The organism is Psychrobacter sp. 1Y4 (assembly GCF_051847555.1).
In genome coordinates this window covers 1-24,185 of sequence record NZ_JBPYDE010000006.1, presented here as the reverse complement: position 1 = coordinate 24,185, position 24,185 = coordinate 1, and the positions used below count along the sequence as shown (strand labels likewise).

Below are 24,185 nucleotides of genomic sequence, written 5' to 3'. Positions count from 1 at the left end.
TGTGACAATTTATTTAATAAAGCTGTTTTTCACTTTAAAAACTTTGCTATTATAATGTTGTAACCACCATCTCTTGTGATAAAGCGATTTAGTTAGATACGTATTTAGCTCATTATATCGTCTAAAAGGATTCATTATGTCTAACCAAGACCCACGCAATGCGACCACACATACGGCAAAGATTACCCCTAAAAATGCCGCTTTTGATTTTCGTAAATATCGTCCATTTGCGTTTGCACCTTCACTACCGGATCGCACATGGCCAAGTAAAACTATTGAGGCATCGCCAATATGGGCGAGTGTCGATCTACGTGACGGTAATCAAGCTCTCATTGATCCAATGACTATCGAACAAAAAATGCGCTTTTTTAAAACTTTGGTGGATGTGGGTTTTAAAGACATTGAGATTGGGTTTCCATCGGCGGCGCAAGTTGAGTTTGATTTTGCTCGCAAACTTATCGAAGAAAACCATGTACCAGATGATGTGACCTTGCAAGTATTGGTGCAAGCACGTGAGCATCTGATTGCTCGAACCTTTGAATCTTTAAAGGGGGCCAAACGAGCCATTGTTCATGTTTACAACTCAACTTGCCGCGTACAGCGTGAAAAGGTTTATGGCAAAGATAAGTCTGAAATTAAAGAAATTGCAATCACTGGTGCCAAGCTATTGCAGCAGTATGCTGCCAAATATCCAGAGACAGAATGGGTATTCCAGTACTCACCTGAGAGCTTTAGCCAAACTGAAACTGAATACGCTGTGGAAGTCTGCAACGCCGTCTGCGACGTATGGCAACCGCAACAAGGACAAGAGGTTATTCTTAACTTACCAGCAACCGTTGAAGCCTCAATGCCTAATATTTTTGCCGATCAGGTTGAATATTTCTGCCGCAATCTTGCCCAGCGTGAGCATGTGATTATTAGTCTTCATACTCATAATGATAGAGGTTGTGCAGTTGCCGCGGCTGAGCTTGGTGTGCTTGCTGGTGCCGATCGTATCGAGGGTACGTTGCTTGGGAACGGAGAGCGTACTGGTAATATGGATATCATGGTGATGGCGATGAACTTATTCAGCCAAGGTATCGATCCTGAGCTTGATTTTAGTAATATGAGTGAAATCGTGCAAGTGGTGAGCGAGTGTAACAATCTACCGCTGCATCCACGTCATCCATATGTGGGCGAGCTCGTCTTTACTGCCTTTAGCGGCTCACACCAAGACGCCATCAAAAAGTCTCTTGATTATAATGAAAAGCATCAGGATGAGACTGACACTGTGTGGGACGTGGCTTATTTGCCGATCGATCCGGCGCATATCGGTCGTAGCTACCAAGACGTGGTTCGTATCAATAGTCAATCTGGAAAAGGCGGCGTTGCTTACATCTTGCAGCGCAACTATGGGTTTAATTTGCCACGCTGGATGCAAATTGACTTTAGCGGTGTGGTGCAAAAGCAGGCTGAGACAGCGGCACGCGAGCTACAAAATGATGAGATATTACAGACCTTTGAAGACACATATTTGCAAAAAGGCAATTTAGAGCTATTAGATTATAGTGTTAATAATAAGGGCGGAGCCGTTTATTTTAATGGTCAAGTACAAATGAATGACGATACTATTACGATTGACGGTACGGGTAATGGCCCATTATCATCATTTATTGATGGACTTGCACAGCACACTGGTAAATCCATCCATGTTATTAATTACGCTGAGCATGCTATCAATCCGCAGCACAATAGTGGTGATGGTATCGACGACGGCAACAACAGCGATAATAAGACCAATGCCAATGCGGCCGCTTATATTCAGCTTAACGTCGATGGCGAGGTTTATTCTGGTATTGGTACTTGTAGCAGTACGGTATCGGCGATGCTAAAAGGGGCACTCTCTGCATTTGCTCAAGCGCCAAGTACGGTAGCCGCTTAGTTTTAGTCACAGTTAAGCAGCATAAAACTAAAAACCGCCATATCTTTTATAGAGTATGGCGGTTTTTTTTATAGAATATAAGCTCTGCTAAATGCACATCTGTTCATCTATAGCATAAAGTTACTTGTGTGTTCGACAGCGAGGACTTACACTAAGACAGACAATCTATATTATAAGTATAAGGTTAATTATGGAACCAATCTCGTTTGCGTCATTTACGTTAGCTGCTGTTCTAGCTTCACTACCTGGTAATAGCGAACCTGTTAGTCAGTCAGTGATTACAACGCATATTAGTCCTGCTATTGCTGGGCAATGGGAAATAGATTTGGATAGTGGCATCACTATGACCAAAGAGGCTATAGCGAAGCAAATGGTAACAGGTAGTGCTCATGATATAGAGACCAATGAACCTGAGATAACTGTTAAAGCAGATGGTGTGTTGAATCAAAGCGAACGCCGTGTTTTTAAAGTCATACCCAATATAGCGCCTAGTACAATAACTGATGATAATATAAAGACGAAAAGTGCTACGCAGTGCCGAGAGTTATACAATTTTGGTGCAGATAACGAGATGTGGGCAGTAAGCGGCAAAGAATGGACTTATGGACGTTATTTGGTCACGCACCGTGAAGAAGGTTTGCCTATTATCGCCATCAAAACTATTTATGATAACAATGAAGTAGACTGTTCAGGCAATCAGATTGACCAGACTGACGAGGCGCTGATTGCTTATTTAAATCATGATGGCAATGAGATGCAGTGGTGTGCTGATCCTGAAGGCAAACAGTGCTTTATGAATTTTCATAGAGTCCTACCATAAGCAATAGGCTTTAGTGTCTTAATCATAACAATCAAAAAACCGCTCCTTTATAAGAGAGCGGTTTTTATTTAAAGCATCAATATTCTCATTATTTTGCAGTTTTAGTCTTTTGTGATTTAAGCATTTCTTCTTCAAGATAATGGATATTCTGAGCTTCATTAACGAAGTTTTCATCTGCCAAAATGACATCACGATGCATAGGAATGTTGGTTTTTATACCTTCGATAATAAGCTCATCAAGCGCATGTACTGTTTTTGCAATAGCTTGCTGGCGAGTCTGGCCATGACAAATGAGCTTACCAATCAATGAGTCATAATAGCTAGGGATCTCATAGCCGGGATATAAATGCGAATCAAAACGTACGCCAGCTCCACTAGGTGCGTATAGCTGTGTAATTTTGCCAGGCGAGGGCATAAAAGTTACTGGGTCTTCAGCATTAATACGACATTCAATTGCATGACCTTGAATTTCAATCTCATCTTGACGATAAGATAAGCCGTAACCTGCAGCGATTTTGAGTTGTTCAACCACCACGTCGATACCAGTGATCATTTCAGTCACAGGGTGCTCAACCTGTACCCGCGTATTCATCTCAATAAAGAAAAATTCGTTATTTTCAAACAAAAACTCAAACGTACCAGCGCCGCGATATTCAACCAGCTCACATGCTTTAACACAAGCTTGTAGTATTGGTTCACGGACATCATCCGGAATATCAGGAGCAGGTGCTTCTTCTAACACCTTTTGGTGACGACGTTGTAGTGAGCAGTCACGATCATAAAGATGAATGGCATTACCATTACCATCGCCCAGTACTTGGATCTCAACGTGGCGCGGGTTTTGTAAGTAACGCTCCATATAGACAGTATCATCGCCAAACCACAGCTCAGCTTCTTGTCTCGCCGCTTGTACTTGACCAACCAGCTCATCAAAGCGTTCAACGACACGCATACCACGACCACCACCACCAGAAGCGGCTTTAATGATCAACGGGAAGCCAATATTACGAGCTTGTTCTTCCGCATTGTGCATCGTTACAGCGCCGACTGAGCCAGGAACAGTTGGTACGCCAGCTTTTTTCATGGCATTAATGGCAGATACCTTATTACCCATAAGTCGAATATGATCAGCATTGGGGCCTACAAAAGTTAAACCAGCTTCTTCGATACGTTCAGCGAATTCAGCGTTTTCGGCCAAAAAACCATAACCAGGATGAATGGCATCAGCACCAGAGATCTCAGCAGCTGTTAAAATAGTACTGATATTCAAATAACTTTCACTGGCATTTGGTTTACCGATACAGATAGCTTCATCAACGAAGCGTAGATGCATGAGGTTTTCATCAGCAGTGGAGTAAATACCGACAGTCTCTATACCAAGTGCTTTACACGCACGTACGATACGTAGAGCAATCTCACCTCGGTTGGCGATGAGCAGTTTTTTTATCATAGGGTCATCCTCGTCAAAGCGGCGTTGATCAATCCAATCGTTACACATCACTCATATAATATGAGTATGAACGAGGTATTGAACGTAACAAAGTAAGGTGTAGCGAGTACAATTAGGCTTTATAACGTATAACAGGCTGGCCAAACTGTACAACCTCAGAGTTGTCCACTAAGATTTCGTCAATGACACCACTTTGAGTTGCTTCAAGTGGATTCATGATTTTCATCGCTTCAATAATACCAAGTGTGTCGCCAGCCTGTACGGTTTGACCAACTTTTACAAACGGTGGGTCATTAGGACTAGGAGCAGCATAGAACACACCAACCATCGGTGAGGTTTCAACGCTTCCAGCTTTGACAGATGCTTTGGCTTCAGTAGCAGCTATAGGTGCTGCACCCATAGCAGGCGCTGCCATCATGGTTGGAGCTGGTGCATCATAGTGACGAGTTAAACTGATATGCTCATCATCTGAACTCACTTCTAAATTGACCAGTTCATTTTCTTCCATGAGAGCGATTAGTGTGCGTATTTTTTCAATATCCATAGTTTTAATGACGCCTTTTTTTTAAATTGAAGAAAGAAATAGTGTAACAAAATATTGTTTGATTGACTGCTAATGATACCTATATTCAACGCAATGAGCAATCAATGTACAGTTGTTAACTGGAATTTTTTACATATTTTTGACGCTAAGGCGAATAATAGTAACATGCGTCCCATATTTGTTGAGTTTTTCTTAACATTGATTAAGTCCATATGGCCGTCAGGCGCCTTTGTTGGTAACGTAATCGTAAAGTCAAAAGGATTGAGGATAAAAACAAACCAGTAATGAGCGCCATCCAAAACCCCTGTGCACCAATGCCTGTAAAACGTACTAGATAGACACCAAGCGGCAAGGCGACCATCCAATAACAAAAAAGCGTCACCCACATCGGTATGGTGGTATCCTGCATCCCGCGTAATATCCCAGCAACATTGACCTGCCAGCCATCAAAGAGCTGATAAGCCAGCGCGAAGATTAACAGATGCATAGCCTGTGCTCGTAACTCAGGATTGTCGGTAAATGCTGCGGCAAGCTGTGGTCTAAATATCCAAATACCCAGCATGCAGACAAGGGCAATGAGCACTGTCCAAATAAGCCCAGTTGCTTGTACGTGTCGTAAGGCGAGCAGATTCTTTTCGCCAAAACGATTAGATACCATGATAGTCAGCGCCATCGCGACTGATATCGGAATCATAAACAACTGAGAAGTAACTGCTAGGGCGACTTGATGTGACGCCGTTGCGATCTCACCTAATGGGCTAATGACCAATGCGCCTAAGCTAAATAAGCTGGCTTCAAAAAAAATAGACAAACCAATGGGAATGCCAAGTTGAAGGAGCTTGGTTATTTGCTCTCGGTTAGGAGCAGTAAAGCTGTAGAAAAAACGAGTACTGGCAAATTGTTGACGCTTAGAGAGGGTGGTATAAGCGCCCAAAATCAATACGTTAATCCATAGCACTAGTGCTGTTGCCACACCGCAACCAGCACCGCCCATCTCGGGCATGCCAAATAATCCGTGGATAAAAATATAGTTGAGCGGTATATCTGCTAATAGACCAATAATACTAACGACTGTGACTGGCTCAGGTCGACTCAGTGCTTCACAATAACTACGTAATACCGCGTAAATGGCGAGTGCAGGGAAACCAAAAGAAACACCATGTAGGTACTGTGCAGCGATAGGCTGAATGTTCTCTGGCACACCCATTAAGCCAAGCACATTTGGCATCAAATTGACAATAATAAAACCGCAAATACCTATCACGCTGGCGGTCCATATAGACTGCTGAGTGATGTGTGGAACTTGGCTGTGTTTGTTTTGCCCTATTGCTTCCCCAATTAGGGGCGTGGTAGCGATTAAAATACCTGTTGCCAATAAAAACAGCGGTAGCCAAATACCAGAGCCAACAGCCACGGCAGCCAAGTCAAGTGCTGAGACACGTCCCGCCATAATGGAGTCAACAACTCCTAACGCTGCTTGGCAAAATTGGGTAATTAAAATAGGTAGCGCAAGCACGCCTAAACGTAAGCTGTAGCTTTTAAAGTCTGTAAAGGATAATGGCAAAACCATAGTTAGCAACTTTTCATTATTCACGTTGGTTATTGATGTTTAAACACTGCCATCAGCAAATCGTTGGTAAGGCAGTAACATAGAATCTGTGCTGACGATAATACTCCGATAAATAATATGAGCAAGTCCATATAGCCAAAGTTTGAAAATAAAAATGACGTCAATAAAACAAAAGCAACCCGCCAATTCAAATGATGAACTGACAGGTATCCTTGTATTAAATGGCTAAGAAGCCAGACTGTAATTTTAATGCTTAAAAAACGTTTAAAACTTTTTCAGAGTCGTCTGGAGTTAATCGTCATATGTATACTTATAAAAGCTCATATATTCAAAGATCATAATGATTCAGGCAAATCTTGTACGATTGCTTGATAGCCAATCAGTTTATTATTCGCATCAAATGCCTGCACGACAATAGCGTAGTTCGTCGAGACATTTGGAATAACAGGCGTGAATTGTGTTTCGCTATTAGCCAATACAGCATTCTGTACATAACCGTTGGCGCCAGACTCAGCTTTATTGACATCGATTTGGCTGACTAATACTTGTTTTGTGTTAATTGGATTCTTCCAAGTGACGGTTTTTTGGTTACCATTACCAGTGATGTCGAGCATCATGGCACCTAGTGTATAATCGAGTGCATAAGTGGTAAAGTTAGAACGATCACTCAGAGTATAGGTAACCTTACAATTGTCTTTGGCAGCTGAAAGGGTGGTGCCACCTAGACTGTCTTGATATTCAAAACTGCCTCTCCATGGTAAGCCTACTTGGTTTTCCTCAAAGCTACCTGCAAAGGTGGTCATCAAGTTTGGCGTTTCAAGATCTAGATCATTGATATATTTGATGTCTAAAAATTCTGCTGTATCAAGGCTACCTGTTACCTTGCCTGTAATATAATTATTTACTTTAAAGCCCGTATTGACATCGAGTGTGCGGTTTTCTTGACAAATCTGCTGTTGGTAACTGATACGCCCATCAACACTACCAGCGCCGTCATTACTTATATCAAAATATATCGCTCCGATATCAATGTCGCTATTATCACCATCATCAAGCTCGGTGAAGTGACCGACATAGAGACCACCGCGTCCACCCTCCGGCGTCAATTTGTCTAAGAAATTATCTAATGACTCTTCTGGTAAAAATACAGACTCCAAAATCTCAGCCATGCTTTTTTCGTTATCAGTCAGCTTATCTTCGACTTCTTTATACTTATCTTTGACTTTATCTTCTACACGATCATACTCGTCTTTCACTTGGTCTTCGATGCGATCGTATTCTTTTTTAACTTTATCACCATCGCTGCCGCAAGCGCTTAGTGTCAGTCCTAATACACTGACTGTTAATACAGATAGTACGATTTTGGGTGCGCTCATAAATGAGTCCTAGAATATGGAAATAGTGTAATAGTGTAGATAAAAATCAAGGCGTCAATATAGCAAACTTTGGTAAGGTAGTGCTACAAAAACCTTTGACCCATTACTTATGAGCTCATACTAGCTCCAGCATCTCTGCCATATCCATGATAGCCTGCCAATGCTTAGGCTCAAGTGGTATTACGGTCAGTTGCTGGCAGCCCTTTCTAAGTAGTAATGAATCCTCAAGTGCAGGGATAAATTTTAGCTCAGATAGGGGTAGGGTTTCTTTAAAAGCTCGCTCAAATGTTACATCGACCATATACCAGCGCGGAGTCTCAATAGTTGCAATGGGGTCGTAATGCCGATGTTCAGGATGAAACTGGGTTGGATCAGGGTAACCGGCTTGGCTTATTGTCATAATGCCAGCGACGCCAGAGGGTTTTGCACTCGAATGATAAAAAAACACTTTGTCATCTACTTGCATATCATCGCGCATAAAGTTACGCGCACGGTAGTTACGTACGCCGTCCCAACATTCTGTACCCAACCGTTGTAGGTCTTCAATACCAAAAAATTTTGGATTAGATTTCATTAGCCAATATGCCATAACTGTTATCCTCATATTTGTCGTATGATATTTGATATACGTTTTATCTAGCTTGCCTGTTAGATGGCATTGATGATAGTCGTGTTTGTTTAAGTATGGTTTTACAGCTGTTCGTTAAACGTCTCTTTAATAAATGCAATTGATGAATACAATGCTTTTCTTTCAGTGACGTAGCCGTTATCCTAGCCGTATTTTTTGCGGTTTGTCGCCGCTTTTTATTGAATAAGTTTATGTTATGTCGATATCTAAAAGTGAGAATATTACCATGCGAGCTGATATTAACGGTGCTTCTTGTATAGACGCGACCATTATACCGTTGGCGCTGTATATTCATGTTCCATGGTGCGTAAAAAAATGCCCTTATTGCGATTTTAACTCGCACGAGCTAGGCGCTGATGTGCAGCTATCAATGTATGATGAGTACGTAGATGCACTCTTGCTAGATGCGCAGATGCAAGAGCATCTGACTCAAGGACGCCAGATTGGCTCAATATTTATAGGCGGTGGTACGCCGTCATTATTACCGATTATTCAATACCAGCGTTTATTTAAAGGTTTACAAGACTGCTTTGAATTTGCCAATGATATTGAAATTACCATGGAAGCAAATCCTGGAACGTTAGAACATGCACCATTTGCTGAGTATTTAAAAGTGGGTATTAATCGCTTATCTATCGGGGTGCAGAGCTTCGCTGCTGATAAGTTGCAAACACTTGGGCGTATTCATAATCCTGATCAGGCAACAGCCGCCATTCAGGCGGCTCGCGCTGCTGGCTTTGAGCGGGTCAATGTAGACTTAATGCATGGGTTACCGCAGCAGTCGCTTAGCGAAGCGTTATACGATATTCAAACGGCACATGACGCTGGCGCAACGCACATCTCTTGGTATCAGCTGACGATTGAGCCCAACACCGTATTCTATCGCAGTCAGCCTATCTTACCTGATGAGGACAGCTTGGCTGATATTGAGGAAGCAGGGCAGGCTCTGCTACAGCGTCTAGGCTATGATAATTATGAAGTATCGGCATGGGCAGGCGCGTCAGATAAACCGTGTCGACATAATGTCAATTACTGGCAGTTTGGCGATTATTTGGCCATTGGGGCTGGCGCGCACGGTAAAGTGACCTTGAACAGTAATGACTTAATAAGTAAAGATTTGCAAAACGATGAACTACTATCAAAGACAGGTATCTACCGTTTTAGTAAGTCACGCTCTCCAAAAGACTATATGACTTATCAAGATGCACCAAAAATGGTCAATTGGCAGCCAATCGCTGATGATGAGTTGGTCAGTGAATTTATGCTCAATGCGCTGCGTTTGCACGAAGGGGTAGCATGGACATTGTTTGAGTCGCGAACAGGGTTAAAATATGAGCGTGTAGCGCCACAAGTGAATGAGCTAGTTGAGCAAGGTCTCTTGATAGATGATCCTAATCTGTTGCGACCAACTTTATTAGGTCATCGGTATTTAAACCAGATATTGCGTGCTTTTTTATGATGTTTGTAGGCTCAAGCTGTTATGCATTTGCATAGATGACCATTATCTATAAATTACCACTTTTAAAAACCAAAAAAAGGACTTACCAAAAGGTAAGCCCTTTAAATACAGAATCTAAAAATTTAGCAATTAGATTTTGTTTTGTACGTCTTGTGCACCACCACTTACTGCTTCGCCAGCACTTGATACGTCTTGGCCTAGGCCTTTAAAAGTGTTGCAACCAGTCAATACAAACATAGCAGTCAAAGATGCGATAATTACTTTTTTCATAATAATGTTCCCAAAATGGATAGGTTTATTCGAGTAATAATAAGCATGTTGCTTAGGTATTACCAACGATGTGCAGGATAAATGGCAATATCATGATATCAGTTAGGCATAAATAAATAGGCTGTTCTGATATCATCAAACTGTCTTGATATCCATTGAAGCCATGATAATCAAAGTTAAAATCTGTGCCCAGTATCAAAATGTAATTATTGACAATAAACTGTAACTTTTAATTACGGTTAGTAGTTAGCTGGTTTACATAGCTGTCAGTTGACGATAGTGCATAAGAACAACATTGGACCAGTATGTCGCAAATAACATCAATCTTTTTAATCCTATTATGGAAATTTTATGACCATTCATATCGTGCTAGTGGCACCCAAAATGCCTAGCAATACTGGCAATATTATTCGTTTATGTGCCAATAGTGGCGCGCAGCTACATTTGGTGCAGCCACTAGGCTTTGAGCTGGATGATAAAAAGTTACGCCGTGCTGGATTGGATTATCATGAATACGCACACTTGCAAGTGCATGCTGACTGGTCAGCAGCGAAGAAAGCATTATTTGAGGCAGATTGCCAGACAATCACAGCGCTGACGACCAAGCTTAGTAAACCGTTTTATGATTATGATTTTATGGTGCAATTAGATACTAGTACCGACAACATACCAGCGGTAGCGCCTAGCGTAGCACTGGTTTTTGGTTCTGAAACCGCAGGTCTAGCGGATGATATACGTGAAGATATTGGCGCTAATAATTGGTTAAGACTGCCAATGTTACCTGATTCTCGCAGTCTTAACTTATCTAATAGCGTGGCAATATGTCTCTATGAAGTATGGCGCCAGCAGGGATTTTACGGTGATACAGGTCGCAGCACCGGTTATGAGACTCTCACTGTTTATGACCCAAAATAGCAGCCTATAAAAAAGCGGTTTTTATAAGCAGTTAGGCGGCTTTGGGAGGCCTGACAAACGATTGACATGACGGGCAACTAAGCCAGTATTAAACAGTTGCTGCAACTTTTGGTTGCTGATATCGTATTCAGGCAAAGTCTGCTGTAGCCATTTAATCAATGGGCGAGTAGCTGGCGCGTGATTAAACCTAGCAAAAAAAGCCCGGACTTGATGCAGGATGGCTAGGTGCTCGTCATTTAGCTTGACATCTAATGTATCTGCCAGTTGTTGGGCGATAGCAGGTGTCCATATATTATGGTCACAAAGATGACCGTCTTGGTCTAAAGCAATGTTAGACATAGTGATATTAGATACAGTCATAAGGATATGGTCACTACTTTGTCAAACTGTGGGTCTTGGGTCATAGTAACCCATTCATCATCAGTTAAAACACCAGCCAGCTTGGCGTTTAGGTTTAATTTGGCAGTCGTATTATTACTGAGATTTGCGACATCATCCGCTAGAGCATAGATTGCTGTGATACCTTCTATATCACTATCACTCAAATAAGCATTTAGCCATTCAACAAAAGCGACAGTTGCGCCTAACAAAATAATACTGTCACCAGCCCGCCACGTTAGCGCCATCTCTTCTGTGCTTCGTCTGAGCTTATCCACTGTACTGTGTAATTGATATAAAGTTGCCATATTAAGTTTCCGAATGTTTACAAATAGCAAGGTAATATCTAAAAATATATACCATCAAAAAGCTAAGATCTGCTCAAAATCTTGTGAGTTAACGACTTCTGGTATTAGCGTAAGCTGCGCGGCTAAATCGCTTGGTACCATGCCTGTAAGCCATCCGCTAAATACATCCTCAGGTAGCCAAGCGGGCGGCATATCATATAGTTCAAGAGATTGAATCATACCGTGCAAACGCGACTTCGGCTGCATTAATAGTCCAAAAACAGGAGCGTCTAAATAAAGCTGCACCTCATGACCGAAAGTTGCAAGCGTCAAGGCGAGGGCACAACCTTCATAACTTGCCATCTCCGTTGGAGTGCGCAGCTGAATGAGTAATTTCATAGGTTATTTCTTATTATCCATGATGAATATTCGTACTTAATTGGCACTTAAAACTGTAGCAGACGGCAGTTGCCTTGCATCATTATAGCAAGCTCACTAAGTCCAACTAAATGAAAGCCATCGGCAATATTTTCACCATTTAGCTGATGGCGTGTGCTGTTATCACTATCACTGATACCGCGGCTAAGCGCAGTGCTGACGCATACAGGTAGCGAGAGCTGGTATTGCTTAGCAAGCGCTTGCCATTCTTGAGTTAAGTCAGTCTGATCCGCTGACTGCCAGCGTAGGCGATTGGCTGTATGCGCAGCGTCAGCGTAAAAAAAGACATTTAAAGGTTGCGTATCGTTTTCAATGATTCCTTGCTCATGCCTCTCATCAGCAAGTTGCGTCTGTTGCAACTTCATTTGTTTTAAAAAGGTACGAGCATAACGCAGCGCCAAATGCGCAAGCGGCTGGCTTGGGTCGGTCGTAATCAGGAGTAGCGGGGTAGCGTTCATAGTTATAAGCCATCATAAAAGTTCAGAATTCAAAGTATTATATTTTAGTTAGGTTTTAGTTTTGATCGTTATTGTACCACTCTGTAATCTGTTTTTTGAGATTATCAAACTCATTGGTCACGTCGACTGCGACGGACTTCTCTTTTTTTATCATTGCTTGCATATTGTCGATGTGCTTACAGTTAATACCTTTATATCTTCTAAGAGTTGAACGTTTTTTCCACGCAAAACATTTATGGATATTATCAGCGGCTCGTCATAACCTATATCCACAAAACCGTGCATTAAATGTTTGATAAAGGCATAGGTACTAGTTATTGAAAAATCACCTTACCTTTATAGTAAACCGCTTCGCGTCTTGGTAGGCGGGCTACTGCCTCCGCAGAACAAGAGGCATTGACCAGTATAAAGTCAGCGTCAGCGCCTATGAACGGCCAGACTTGCTTGCCTTGGTCGTCCAAAGGTAACGTATGATTGGTAATCATTTTTAACGCCCGATTCAAACGATATTCGTCAGTCCAGTCATACAATTGCGCGCATAAATTTGCTTTTTGTAGCATATCGCCCGTTCCGAATGGCGAAAAGTTATCCATAAGATTGTCAGTACCAGTTAGGACATTGACGTTGTGTTTTTTTAAGGTGGGAACAGGCATTACTTGGCTGACAATTGGGACGCTGGAAACGATGCCGATACCATATTCTGCAAATTGCTCAGCGATAAGTTCCAGCTCTTTTTGCGGCATCATAGCCAATGCGTAAGCATGGGTAATAAAGGTTTTACCTTGCAGTACCTTGTTTTCTTTAACCTTTTTTATCATATAATCCATCGCCGCTTTGCCAGAAGGCAGGTCTTCATGAAGATGAATATCGACACCTTTGTCATAATCTAACGCGATATCAAACATAATATCTAAAGATTTTTTCATATCGCCATCGACAACTGTAGGATCAAGCCCACCGATGAAATCAATATCCATTTGAGCCGCTTCTCTCAACAAGCCCTCGGACTGCGAATAAAGAATACCGTGTTGAGGAAAGGCGGCTATTTCCCAATCAAAGCTGTCTTGGTAATTATCCAACGCTAACAGCAGATGTTCTAAGCTTTTTAATCCACTAATGGGATCGATATTGCAGTGGCAACGAGCAAAAGTAGAGCCATAGCTTTGCATGAGCTGTATGCATTCTTCCGCTTTTCGCTGAGAGTCAGGAAGGAGTTTTGGAATTAATTTCTCTTCCAGACGAATCATATCTTTGATACTGCCCGTCCAAGGTGCTGCTTGCCAACCTGAACCGTAGTAAGTTTTATCGATATGAATATGCATGTCTTGAAAAGTTGGCAGCATTAAGAATTCATTAGCATCAACTGTTTTTACATCAAGGTTCGTTTGACTCTCATTTGTCAGTTCTTTTTTAGTGATTGATTCGATTTTGCCATTGGAGATAAAAAGATCAAAAAGCGACGTCTCTGTCGCAACGACTTCATTGTACTTATTGCGCACAAAACCGGTTTCTAATCGAACATTGCTAAGTAAAAATCCTTCATCGTCGGTCTTATTCTTAGGGCTGTCACTCTCTATATTTTGCTCAGTCAGCTTCATAGAGCTTCTCCACTATATTTGGATAGATAATCTGTAACTTTACGGACGATATTATCCAGCAGAATGTATGCATCGTCAGCTGCTGTAAGTTTGTGATTATTGATACTTCAGCTAACCATGCTACCATAAAGTTAACTTGGTCAAATACTGTATATATTGTAAGCAGCAGACTGGTAACACATAGACCACATTATTCAATATGACTCTCTCGTTAGAAAAAACTATGAACAAAACAGCTAGGTTCAGGTAGTCTTATTAATCCATGCTGTACGGAGCACTTATTATGTCATCGGCGATGCCATCTACTACAATCAATAACCAAAGCCATCAGCCCACAGCTGAACAGATCCAAGTTTTAAGTATTGCTAGTGCTTTTGCATATCAGATTTGGGAGAGCCGAACGACTTCTTGTCAGACGTTTTTGCGTAGCTATCCACTCGATCAAACATTAACTCGCCAGCAAATAGATGATCTTATTCAAGATTATACGTTAGATGATAACTACCAGTTGGGCGATGAGACGACAGTCATGAGAGGGCTGCGAAATTTGCGCAATCTATTGATGATGCGCTGGATTTGGCAAGATGCTTTAAGAATGATAGAGCTTGAACAATTGACAGATGAGCTCTCTGAATTTGCTGATGGCTGTATAGACTTTGCCAAAGACTATACTTATCGGCAACTGGTTACTCAATATGGCAAGCCAACTTTTATAGATGATAAAGGGGTGAAGCGTGTTGACGACATGGCAATTATGGCCATGGGTAAGCTTGGGGCACATGAGCTGAATTTGTCGAGTGATATCGATCTGATGTTTGTCCATCAAGCGCGCGGTGAGACTGATGGGGATAAGGCACAAGGCACGCGATGCATTGATAACAAGCGTTTTATGACGCGCCTTGGTCAAGGTATTATTAAATTATTGGATAATTGTACTGCGGACGGGTTTGTATTTCGGGTAGATATGCGCTTGCGACCATGGGGAGATGGTAGCGATTTGGCCATTCATCTGTCAGCATTACAAAAGTATTTTGCCAATCATGGACGAGCATGGGAACGTTTTGCTTGGTTAAAAGCACGCGTAGTCGGTCAGATTACACCGCCATTTTATGACGAGCTACAAGCGCTGATTAAGCCATTCGTTTTTCGGTATTACGTTGATTATAGTGCCTTTTCAGCATTGCGTGAGATGAAGTCACTCATTCAAAATCAAGTCGCACAGCGAGAGGACTTAGACAATATCAAGCTAGGTGCTGGCGGTATTCGTGATATTGAGTTTATTGTACAAGCTTTTCAGCTCATCTACGGTGGCCGTCATCCGCAGTTACAAGTCAAGTCGTGTCTACAAGCAATGATGGCTTTATGTGAACTTGAATATCTTGAATACTCAACCTATGAGCAATTACAAGCCGCTTACCGGTTTTTGCGTCGACTTGAGCACGGCATCCAAGCGATTAACGATCAGCAGACTCAGCGGTTGCCTAATGACGAACATTGGCAGTACAATTTGGCTCGCACTTTAGGCTTTGAGACTTGGGATGCGCTACTAACAATGCTCAATTTGCATCGCGAAAATGTCAATGTTCCATTTGAGCGTATGGTGACTGAACGACAAGTACCCGATCAAGAAGATACTGAGCTTGACCATGCCAACCTTGATGAGCAAATTGCGCAGCTTGACACCGTATTAACAGAACAAAACCGCGCCCAATTACAGACATTTTGGCAATCAAAAATGGTCGCCAACTTAAGCGAGGAAGCCAGAACCCGTTTAGATGATGCTTACCCAGTAATCGTGCATGCGTTGCTTGCGCATCAAGAACAGCAGCAGCTGGCCAATAGCGCATTGCCGCGTCTAATCAATTTACTTGAGGCAATTTGTCGGCGCTCAATCTACTTAGTCATGATCGCAGAAAACCCAAATGCAACGGTTGAGCTGATTCCGATGTTGTCTGCCAGTCCTTGGATTGCCAATGAGCTGGCACGGTATCCCGTGCTACTCGATACCTTTTTACAGCAGCGTTATCGTCATCTGCCAGATAAACTAGAGCTACACGACATTTTGCGTCAGCGTCTATTGCGTGTAGAGCCTGATGACGAAGAAGAGCTACTGAGTGTGCTGCGATTGTTTAAAAAGAACCAAGTACTGGCCGTTGCTGCTAGCGACGTCTTGGCTGAACGGCCCATTATGAAGGTATCAGATTCCTTGACCTATATTGCAGCTGTGGTGTTAGAGGCTGCACTGGAACGGGCTTTTGCAGAATTGGTCAAGCGCTATGGCTATCCTATCGCCCAAAATGGTGATCCAGTGACTGAAGCGGATTGTGGTTTTGCTATTATCGGTTATGGTAAGCTTGGTGGCCTTGAGCTGTCTTATTCCTCCGATTTAGATTTGGTGTTTTTACACAAAATAAAAGAGCAGGGCATGACGACTGGTGAGAAGTCAGTCAGTGGCATGAAGTTTGCGGCTCGTTTAGCTCAAAAGCTTATGACTTATCTCAATACGCAAACGCGTGATGGGCGAGCGTATGAAATCGATATGCGTCTGCGCCCATCGGGAAATGCAGGTATGATGGTGGTTTCTTGTCATGCTTTTGAGACTTATCAGCGCGAAAAAGCGTGGGCTTGGGAGCATCAGGCACTGGTTCGGGCACGGGCAGTATGCGGCGACAAACGCGTAACAGCGCTATTTTGCGATATTCGCCGTACGATATTGGCCCTGCCACGTACACTTGATGAAGTGCGTACAGAGGTGACAAGCATGCGCATAAAAATGCAAAAACATCTCGGTACCAGTCAGTGGCAACAACAAGCGGGCAAGTTTCATCTCAAGCAAGACGCTGGCGGTATCATTGATATTGAGTTTCTGGCACAATTTGTCGTGTTGGCCTATTCGCATAAGTACCCAAGCCTCACTAAGTGGAGCGACAACGTACGCATCTTTGAAGAAGTGGCGTTGCTTGGCATTTGGGAGGAGCAAGTCTGTCAAGATTTAACTGATGCTTACTTACGTATTCGTGCCGCCACTCATCAGTTAGCATTGGCTGAGCAATCACTACTGGTAGATGAGCTGCTATGGACAGAGACACGCGCACTGGTACAGGCTCAGTGGCAACATCTTATGGGTGTGTCCTCGAGAGAAGAAGAATAAGCGTTTATACGGCAAAGGCTATAAATAAAAGCCATGTTAGGATAAACTAAAATGTTTCATTTGTTTGGCTTGCCGATGATATAATCATTTACGCACTAATACGGACTCGGTGTAAGCATACAATTTTAATTAAAACACTTACTTAAAACTCAATAAAAAGTTAGTCGATAGTACTAACATAAGGATTCTTACATGAATATGGCAACACAGGAAGGCAAGCTTTGGATGAACGGCACAATGGTTGAACAACCTGATGCCAAAGTTCATGTACTTACCCATAGTTTGCATTATGGTATGGCTGTGTTTGAAGGGGTACGTGCTTATCAAACTGATGATAATCGTACAGCAATCTTCCGTTTAAAAGAGCATACTGAGCGTCTGTTAGGGTCTGCAAAAATCTTTCAAATGGATGTGTCTTTTGATGCGGCTACCCTTGAGCAAGCACATAAAGATGTGGTTAAACAAAATGAGTTAGCAGAAGCTTATATTCGTCCACTTATTTGGGTTGGCGCAGAAAAGCTAGGCCTATCCTCACATGGCAACAGTATCAACGCGATGGTTGCGGCTTGGCATTGGGGCGCATATCTTGGTGACGAGGGCATCCAAAACGGTATCCGCGTCAAAACATCTTCTTATACACACCACATGCCAAACGTCACTATGTGTAAAGCCAAGGCTTCAAGTAACTATCCAGTATCTATTATGGCTAACCAAGAAGTTACCCGTAACGGGTATGACGAAGCCATCTTGATGGACCCACAAGGCTTTGTGTGTCAAGGTGCAGGTGAGAATTTATTCTTAGTTAAGAACGGTGAACTACATACCCCAGATTTATCTGGCGGCGCACTAGATGGTATTACTCGTCGTACTATCTTGCAGTTCGCAGCTGACTTAGGTATAAACGTCATTGAACGCCGTATCACGCGTGATGAGTTTTACTTAGCAGACGAGATTTTTATGACTGGTACTGCTGCTGAGGTCACACCGATTCGTGAATATGATGACCGTACTATCGGTAATGGTGGTCGCGGTCCATTGACCGAAAAGCTACAAACCTTGTATTTTGATGTGGTACACGGGCGTAATGAGAAGTACATGGACTGGTTAAGCTTTATTGATTAACATTATCTAGAAGAATTAAAAAGGCTGAACATAATTGTTCAGTCTTTTTTTTATGTTAATATACGGAGCATATTATTTATTCATACTATCTAAAGTGAGTAGTTTCGATGCCAATAGGTACAAAAGCAGCACATAACAATGATATCAAGCAAATCATCTGTATTAAATGGGGCACTAAATACGGCGCTGACTATGCCAATAAGCTCTACGGTATGGTATCACGTAACATCACGCCACCATTTCGCTTCATCTGCTTTACTGACGATACTACAAACGTTCGTTCAGAGATTGAGTGTCAAGAACTGCCTCCTTTAGATGTAACTATGCCAACCAATACCTTAGGTAAATGGCCAAAGTCACGACTTTGGGGTGAAAAGCTAGGTGATTTATCAGGAACTGTTCTATTTGTAGATTTGGATGTCATTATCGTCGATAGCCTTGATCCTTTTTTTGAGTATGGTAAACCTGATGATGTTATCTTGTCTTATAATCCAAGTAATCCCTTAGAGCGACTGGGCCAAACGTCTTGCTTTCGTTTTCAAGTTGGTTCATTGGTATCTCTTCAAGAAAAATTTAAAGCCGATCCGCAAGGCATCGCTGATAAATACCGCTTTGAGCAACGCTTTGTAACTCGTAATGCGCCAAATGGTGTTAAATTATTTCCGAAAAAATGGGTGGCCCACTTTAGACGTAAGTGTCGTCAACCGTTCCCGCTAAATTATATCAAAGAACCAAAAATCCCTAAAGGGGCACGCATCGTTATCTTCCCAGGTGATCTGTATCCTACTCATGCAATTGAGGGAAGATATAACAAAAACGCTGCTAATAATGCAGTAGACCATTTGAAAAGATTGAAAGAACCTAAAAACCTTAAAAAACCACTACGCCATCTGCGCCATTTTATCTTGCCAGTAGGATGGATTGAAAAATACTGGAGAGAGTAGTTAATCATCGATCTCAAAACTATCGAGTTAACTATTAATCCAAAATAAGCCATAAGAGATGAATCAACATTCTAAAATAGTACTACTAGTCATTAATTGTCTACAAGGTGGAGGCGCAGAACGCTCTGTACTTACTTTAGGACAAGGCTTTCATGAGCTAGGTTATGAGGTACATATATTAAGATTCAAACCCCTCGTAGAGTATGACCTCAATCCAAACCTAATATATCATGTGTTACGGTTTAAACCTTATAAACTGATACCGAATCCTCAGCTTCGTTATCAGTTGTTTGCTAAAACAGTTGATAAATATGTTTTAAGCAAAATCGGTCAGCCAGATATTATCTTATCTAATCTTATTGCTGCAGACCGAATCATGTTTCATAGCAAGCTGCCAAATCTTATGTATGTTATTAGAAACACAATGTCTAACAAGTTTAATCTAATTGATAGTCCAATAGCAGCCAATAAGATTGAAGAACTCAAGCAAATCTATAAGAGTAGTCCCTGTGTTTGTGTTTCAAAAGGTGTGGAGAGTGATTTACAAGCGAGTTTAGGTTCAGATATCACTAGTACCACTATTTATAATGCTTTTGATAAAGTGTCAATTGAGCAGTTAGCCGATAGTTCACTAGAGCTACCCCATGATGTACTTAAATCAAATCAATATTTATTGCATGTAGGTAGTTTTAAGCCTGAAAAGGCTCATGATGTGTTGCTAAAAGCTTATGCTAAATCGTCTATGGCCTATCCTTTAGTGTTGTTAGGTAAAGGTAAAATGCTTGATCAAACAAAAGAGTTGGCTAAAAAACTAGGAATATCTGATAAAGTCATATTTTTAGGGTTTAATAAAAATCCCTATCCTTTTATGAAAGATGCCAAAGGATTTGTCTTGTCTTCACGTTCTGAAGGTTTTGTTAGGGTAATACAAGAAGCGCTGGCATTAAACGCACCAGTCATCAGTACTAATTGTCAGTCCGGACCAAGTGAGATGCTGCCTGAAAGTAGCCTTGTACCTGTAGACGATATAGACGCTCTAGCAATTAAAATGACAGAACTAATGGCAAAGCCACAAATTTTTAAAGTTGACTTTGATGATAAGTTCTTACCTAAAAATATTGCTCAGCAATATGTTGACTACTTATCATGTTAATAAAGACAAGTTTGTTGTCTACTAAGAGCGATTTTTCGTGCAGCCAACTATAAACTAATTACCTGACAAAACTATATAACTGTTGAAATAGTATGAGTTCTTTTATGTTTAAAAATGTGTTGAGAGTTGCAAAAAGTAAGTTAGAAGGTGAGGTAGAACTGGCAGGTGCTAAGAACTCAGCTTTAAAATTGTTGGCTGCCAGTATCCTAACTGAAGAAGACGTTATATTAGAAAATTACCCTTCGCAGCTTTTGGATGCTCAAGTACATGTAGATATGCTTCAGGCTTTGGGCAAAGAAACAAAATATCTAACTCCTAATAAAATTATAATAAAAGAAAATAATAATTTGGAAACGAGTCTGACTTGGGAAGGACGTTCGATTAGAAATACGCTACTCATACTAGGTGTTCTGACAGCACGTTTTGGACAAGCAAAAGTACCTTTACCAGGAGGTTGTAAGCTAGGAGAGCGTAAATACGACTTACATATCATGTTGCTTGAAAAGCTAGGAGCTAAGATATGGGAGGAAGGTGACTATTTATGTTCAGAGGTAAAAGGTAGGTTAGTAGGTGCTGATATACATCTATCAATGCGTTCAACTGGTGCGACAGAAAATGCGATTTTAGCAGGAACGTTTGCGACAGGAGTTACACGTATTTGGAACCCTCATATCCGTCCAGAGCTACTAGACTTAGTGTCAATGCTTAATAATATGGGAGCTCAAATCAAAGTTTTTGGACAAGAGCATATTGAAATCATTGGTGTCGATCAACTAAAGGGTGTAAGGCATAGAGTAATATCCGACAATATGGAAGCCATTACGTGGTTAGCTGCCGCGGTTATCACTAAAGGTGATATAGAAATTTACGATTTTCCGTATCAAGATTTAGAAGTGGTACTCACTCATTTAAGAGCGGCAGGCGCAAAGCTATATAGGGGAGAAAACTCGCTTATTGTACGCGGCGGCTGTTGTTTTCCACTTGAAATAAGTACTGGTCCGCATCCAGGTATAAACTCAGATGTACAACCTATCTTAGCAGCTTGGGCTGTACAAGCTCAAGGTGAGTCGCGGATTATAGATCTACGTTTTCCTGGTCGTTATGGATATATAAAAGAGATGGCTCGTATGGGAGCTCACTATGAAATATCAGGAGATATACTCAAAATAATGGGCAATGGCGGCGGATTGATAGGTACTGAAGTCAAAGCTCTAGACCTACGTGCTGGTATTGCTTTAACCCTATGTGGTTTAGCTGCTGAAGAAGAAACTGTTATCACTGATGCTTGGCAAATTGGACGTGGATATGTTGATCTCATACCCAAATTGAAATCTCTTGGTGCAAACTGTAGTGGTATGATTGGGTAAGTATACATGGACAACTGGTATAAGAAAAAGATTAAAGAGACTTTTCCTGAAATTGTAGAGCTTGACGCATCTTTGTCAAAGCTTAGTCAGTGGAAGGTAGGTGGAAAGGCAGATCTTATCATCCGTCCAAGAAATAAAGAAGAACTGATTGAGATAAGGCAATGGTTATATCTAAACGAACTAGAGTCAGTTTTTATAGGCAATACAACAAACTTGTTATTCTCTGATGAAGGCTTACACGTTGTCGTTATACAAATAGGCTCTAGTTTCTCAAAAGTAAAAATAGATGATGTCAACATTACTGCCGAGCCTGGTGTATGGGTGCCAAACTTGGCTAAAATAGTTATGCAAGAAGGCTTGTCAGGTATTGAACATACTTGTGGTATACCTGGTACTCTTGGCGGTCTTATTGTTATGAATGGCGGTAGTCAAAGACAAGGTATTGGTAGTGTGGTTGAATATGTGGAAACCGTTGACAATAAAGGATACGTAAAGTATTACACCAATCAAGAAAGTAAATTTTTCTATCGAAACTCTACCTTTCAAAATAAAGACGAAATTATCGTAAAAGTTGGGTTAAAACTTAATAAACATAATAAGAATGACATACGTCAAGAAATGTTAGAAATACTTCATTCGCGTCGCAAGAAGTTTCCAAGAAAACAACCAAACTGTGGCTCTGTATTTATGAGTCACCCTGATATATATGAAGATTATGGACCACCAGGAAAAATTATTGAATCATTAGGATTCAAAGGTATGAGTAAAGGAGATGCACAAATATCGAAATTGCATGCCAATTTTATTGTAAACAATGGAAGCGCTCAATCCAAAGACATACTATATTTGATTAATACGGTGAAAGAGACCATATATCAGAAAACAGGGCATCAAATGACTGTTGAAGCAAAGTACGTAACTGCTAATGGAAAGATATTAAGTATTTAGTTTTAAATAAGCTTAAAATAATAACATTTATAATGTATGACGTTGTAGCGCTTGAATATTAAAAGATTACTATTTATAAACGTATCAATCTTTTTAATCGATACCTAAAAGACTTAGTCCTATATTTGAAAGACAGTTTAATATAATGAAGGCGCAATCTAAGCAAGTGCCATCCGGAGACTGGTCGTATGTTTCGTTCGTTATCATATATAGCCATTACTTTTTTAGCACCCACATCTACGTTGAAACTTGTATGAAATGTATTGTATCCGAACGTTTTAAGACTTTGCCTATAAGCTTTATCGGACAACAAGCTTTTAATATAATTAGGGTCACAGTATTTAAGTAGCTCGTTAGGCAGTTTAACTCTTTCAGAAAAATTGTCATGCATGGCATAGAAGGCGGTTTTATCATTAAATAAGCACGGATAATCAAAGTTAGTGACAGGGAATAGTAATATTTTTCCTGCTGATAAAGCTTCCATAGCTCCTCTACCAGTGCCAACTGCTATATCGCAAGCCCAAATTAATTCAGATGCGTTCGATGTATAATTACTATCAGAGTGAATAGTCAGTTTTACATTTAATTCTTGAGCGAATATGTTTAGTTGTTTAGTAATGTCTTCGGACTCTTCGTAACCAATAAAGGTTAGTTTTACGGGATAGTCATGACTTTGAATCTCAGCGCAGAACCTAATTGCAGCAATTAATGTTTTGTAGTAATAACTGCCTATCCTACCTATTTTTGTGACATGGAAGGCGTCGTCTTCTCTCAGACTTTCTATTTGGTTCTGTCTTTCTTCGAGATAAAGAGCTGGTTTGACTCTATTTGGAATCAGATAAAGGTTCTGGTAATTATTTTTGTAATTATAAAAGTGATTATAGTCTTCTTCATGAAAGACAACTAAAGTGTTTACTTTAGGATAGAATTTCTTCGGAACTTTTCCTCCGCATTTAGTAAGCAAAAAAGACGCTTTTATATTTTTTGCAATATGAGCGCCTATGTACACAGATTTTGCATCATAAGCATGGACAGTAGTCAATTTGTATAAAAAGTTAAGTGTCTTTAGTTTATTTATGGCGTCATTCAATCCTTTTCTTTGTAAATGTAATTCTGTAGAAATATGATAAGTATCTTTCATTCCTACTAATGCTAATGGCATTTCTTCACCAAGTACAATAGTAACGACTTTTCTACTTTCGGCTATAGATTCAGCCATTTGTCTTAAAGAATAATAATGACCACCGCGGCCTGTGTTAAAACCTGCATAGTTTGATATTAAAAACAAAACCATACACTGTTCCTTGGTAGTTGGTAGTTGGTAGTTGGTAGTTGGTAGTTGGTAGTTGGTAGTTGGTAGTTGGTAGTTGGTAGTTGGTAGTTGGTAG

The 24,185-nt window shown here is 41.0% G+C and carries 22 protein-coding genes; 10 read left to right on the top strand and 12 right to left on the bottom strand.

Translation table 11 applies throughout. From position 1 onward, the window contains the following. Positions 1–136 precede the first annotated feature (136 nt). Complete coding sequence (leuA, locus tag ACS8FC_RS06545; RefSeq protein ID WP_439261470.1) at positions 137–1,921, top strand: 2-isopropylmalate synthase; 1,785 nt, start codon at positions 137–139, stop codon at positions 1,919–1,921. A 190-nt stretch (positions 1,922–2,111) separates the two neighbouring features. Beyond that, the gene (locus tag ACS8FC_RS06540) at positions 2,112–2,741 is read left to right on the top strand and encodes a hypothetical protein (protein ID WP_439261469.1); all 630 of its coding nucleotides are present in this window, start codon (positions 2,112–2,114) and stop codon (positions 2,739–2,741) included. 88 nt (positions 2,742–2,829) lie between these two features. On the opposite strand, the gene accC is transcribed toward ACS8FC_RS06540, so the two are convergent. The 5 genes from accC to ACS8FC_RS06515 form a co-directional block, all read right to left on the bottom strand. Then, on the bottom strand, positions 2,830–4,191 hold the full coding sequence (accC, locus tag ACS8FC_RS06535; RefSeq protein ID WP_299220398.1) for an acetyl-CoA carboxylase biotin carboxylase subunit: 1,362 nt from the start codon (positions 4,189–4,191) through the stop codon (positions 2,830–2,832). A 112-nt stretch (positions 4,192–4,303) separates the two neighbouring features. Next, positions 4,304–4,735: an acetyl-CoA carboxylase biotin carboxyl carrier protein gene (gene accB / locus ACS8FC_RS06530; RefSeq protein WP_299220400.1), complete on the bottom strand. Its 432-nt coding sequence runs from the start codon at positions 4,733–4,735 to the stop codon at positions 4,304–4,306. A gap of 202 nt (positions 4,736–4,937) precedes the next feature. Beyond that, the gene (locus tag ACS8FC_RS06525; RefSeq protein WP_439296230.1) at positions 4,938–6,305 is read right to left on the bottom strand and encodes an MATE family efflux transporter; all 1,368 of its coding nucleotides are present in this window, start codon (positions 6,303–6,305) and stop codon (positions 4,938–4,940) included. A 335-nt stretch (positions 6,306–6,640) separates the two neighbouring features. Then, positions 6,641–7,681: a hypothetical protein gene (locus ACS8FC_RS06520; protein WP_439296229.1), complete on the bottom strand. Its 1,041-nt coding sequence runs from the start codon at positions 7,679–7,681 to the stop codon at positions 6,641–6,643. A gap of 115 nt (positions 7,682–7,796) precedes the next feature. Continuing rightward, positions 7,797–8,270, bottom strand: coding sequence for an EVE domain-containing protein (locus tag ACS8FC_RS06515; protein ID WP_439296228.1), 474 nt, complete (start codon positions 8,268–8,270; stop codon positions 7,797–7,799). 265 nt (positions 8,271–8,535) lie between these two features. On the opposite strand from ACS8FC_RS06515, the gene hemW reads away from it, so the two are divergent. Beyond that, positions 8,536–9,768 (top strand): radical SAM family heme chaperone HemW, encoded by a 1,233-nt coding sequence (hemW, locus tag ACS8FC_RS06510; RefSeq protein WP_439296333.1) that lies wholly within the window; start codon positions 8,536–8,538, stop codon positions 9,766–9,768. Positions 9,769–9,897: 129 nt separating this feature from the next. Here hemW and ACS8FC_RS06505 read toward each other — a convergent pair whose 3' ends face one another. Continuing rightward, entirely contained in the window at positions 9,898–10,038 is a 141-nt protein-coding gene (locus tag ACS8FC_RS06505) for an entericidin A/B family lipoprotein (protein WP_290162464.1), read from the bottom strand. A 351-nt stretch (positions 10,039–10,389) separates the two neighbouring features. On the opposite strand from ACS8FC_RS06505, the gene ACS8FC_RS06500 reads away from it, so the two are divergent. Then, positions 10,390–10,953: a tRNA (cytidine(34)-2'-O)-methyltransferase gene (locus tag ACS8FC_RS06500; protein ID WP_439261465.1), complete on the top strand. Its 564-nt coding sequence runs from the start codon at positions 10,390–10,392 to the stop codon at positions 10,951–10,953. A 21-nt stretch (positions 10,954–10,974) separates the two neighbouring features. Here ACS8FC_RS06500 and ACS8FC_RS06495 read toward each other — a convergent pair whose 3' ends face one another. The 5 genes from ACS8FC_RS06495 to ACS8FC_RS06475 all read right to left on the bottom strand — a co-directional run bounded on the left by ACS8FC_RS06495 (position 10,975) and on the right by ACS8FC_RS06475 (position 14,112). Next, complete coding sequence (locus ACS8FC_RS06495) at positions 10,975–11,313, bottom strand: TusE/DsrC/DsvC family sulfur relay protein (protein ID WP_439261464.1); 339 nt, start codon at positions 11,311–11,313, stop codon at positions 10,975–10,977. Further along, positions 11,310–11,639 carry a hypothetical protein gene (locus ACS8FC_RS06490; RefSeq protein ID WP_439261463.1) on the bottom strand — a complete coding sequence of 110 codons (330 nt, stop codon included), beginning with the start codon at positions 11,637–11,639 and terminating at the stop codon, positions 11,310–11,312. Before ACS8FC_RS06490 ends, ACS8FC_RS06495 begins: the two co-directional genes overlap by 4 nt. Before the next feature lie 54 nt (positions 11,640–11,693). Then, on the bottom strand, positions 11,694–12,017 hold the full coding sequence (locus ACS8FC_RS06485; RefSeq protein WP_299220417.1) for a hypothetical protein: 324 nt from the start codon (positions 12,015–12,017) through the stop codon (positions 11,694–11,696). Between the two features lie 47 nt (positions 12,018–12,064). Next, positions 12,065–12,514 carry a sulfurtransferase complex subunit TusD gene (gene tusD / locus ACS8FC_RS06480; protein WP_439296227.1) on the bottom strand — a complete coding sequence of 150 codons (450 nt, stop codon included), beginning with the start codon at positions 12,512–12,514 and terminating at the stop codon, positions 12,065–12,067. Between the two features lie 314 nt (positions 12,515–12,828). Continuing rightward, on the bottom strand, positions 12,829–14,112 hold the full coding sequence (locus ACS8FC_RS06475) for an amidohydrolase (RefSeq protein ID WP_439296226.1): 1,284 nt from the start codon (positions 14,110–14,112) through the stop codon (positions 12,829–12,831). A 283-nt stretch (positions 14,113–14,395) separates the two neighbouring features. On the opposite strand from ACS8FC_RS06475, the gene glnE reads away from it, so the two are divergent. The 6 genes from glnE to murB all read left to right on the top strand — a co-directional run bounded on the left by glnE (position 14,396) and on the right by murB (position 22,797). After that, positions 14,396–17,263, top strand: coding sequence for a bifunctional [glutamate--ammonia ligase]-adenylyl-L-tyrosine phosphorylase/[glutamate--ammonia-ligase] adenylyltransferase (gene glnE / locus ACS8FC_RS06470; RefSeq protein WP_439296225.1), 2,868 nt, complete (start codon positions 14,396–14,398; stop codon positions 17,261–17,263). 192 nt (positions 17,264–17,455) lie between these two features. Beyond that, the gene (locus tag ACS8FC_RS06465) at positions 17,456–18,385 is read left to right on the top strand and encodes a branched-chain amino acid transaminase (protein WP_439296224.1); all 930 of its coding nucleotides are present in this window, start codon (positions 17,456–17,458) and stop codon (positions 18,383–18,385) included. Between the two features lie 107 nt (positions 18,386–18,492). Further along, positions 18,493–19,329 (top strand): glycosyl transferase, encoded by an 837-nt coding sequence (locus ACS8FC_RS06460; protein ID WP_439296223.1) that lies wholly within the window; start codon positions 18,493–18,495, stop codon positions 19,327–19,329. Positions 19,330–19,387: 58 nt separating this feature from the next. After that, a complete protein-coding gene (locus tag ACS8FC_RS06455; RefSeq protein ID WP_439296222.1) occupies positions 19,388–20,482 on the top strand; it encodes a glycosyltransferase in 1,095 nt (364 codons plus the stop codon). A 104-nt stretch (positions 20,483–20,586) separates the two neighbouring features. Continuing rightward, on the top strand, positions 20,587–21,849 hold the full coding sequence (locus ACS8FC_RS06450; RefSeq protein WP_439296221.1) for a UDP-N-acetylglucosamine 1-carboxyvinyltransferase: 1,263 nt from the start codon (positions 20,587–20,589) through the stop codon (positions 21,847–21,849). 6 nt (positions 21,850–21,855) lie between these two features. Continuing rightward, a complete protein-coding gene (murB, locus tag ACS8FC_RS06445) occupies positions 21,856–22,797 on the top strand; it encodes a UDP-N-acetylmuramate dehydrogenase (protein WP_439296220.1) in 942 nt (313 codons plus the stop codon). Between the two features lie 73 nt (positions 22,798–22,870). Here murB and ACS8FC_RS06440 read toward each other — a convergent pair. Next, on the bottom strand, positions 22,871–24,185 hold a 1,315-nt coding region (locus ACS8FC_RS06440; protein ID WP_439296219.1), incomplete at its 5' end, for a glycosyltransferase family protein.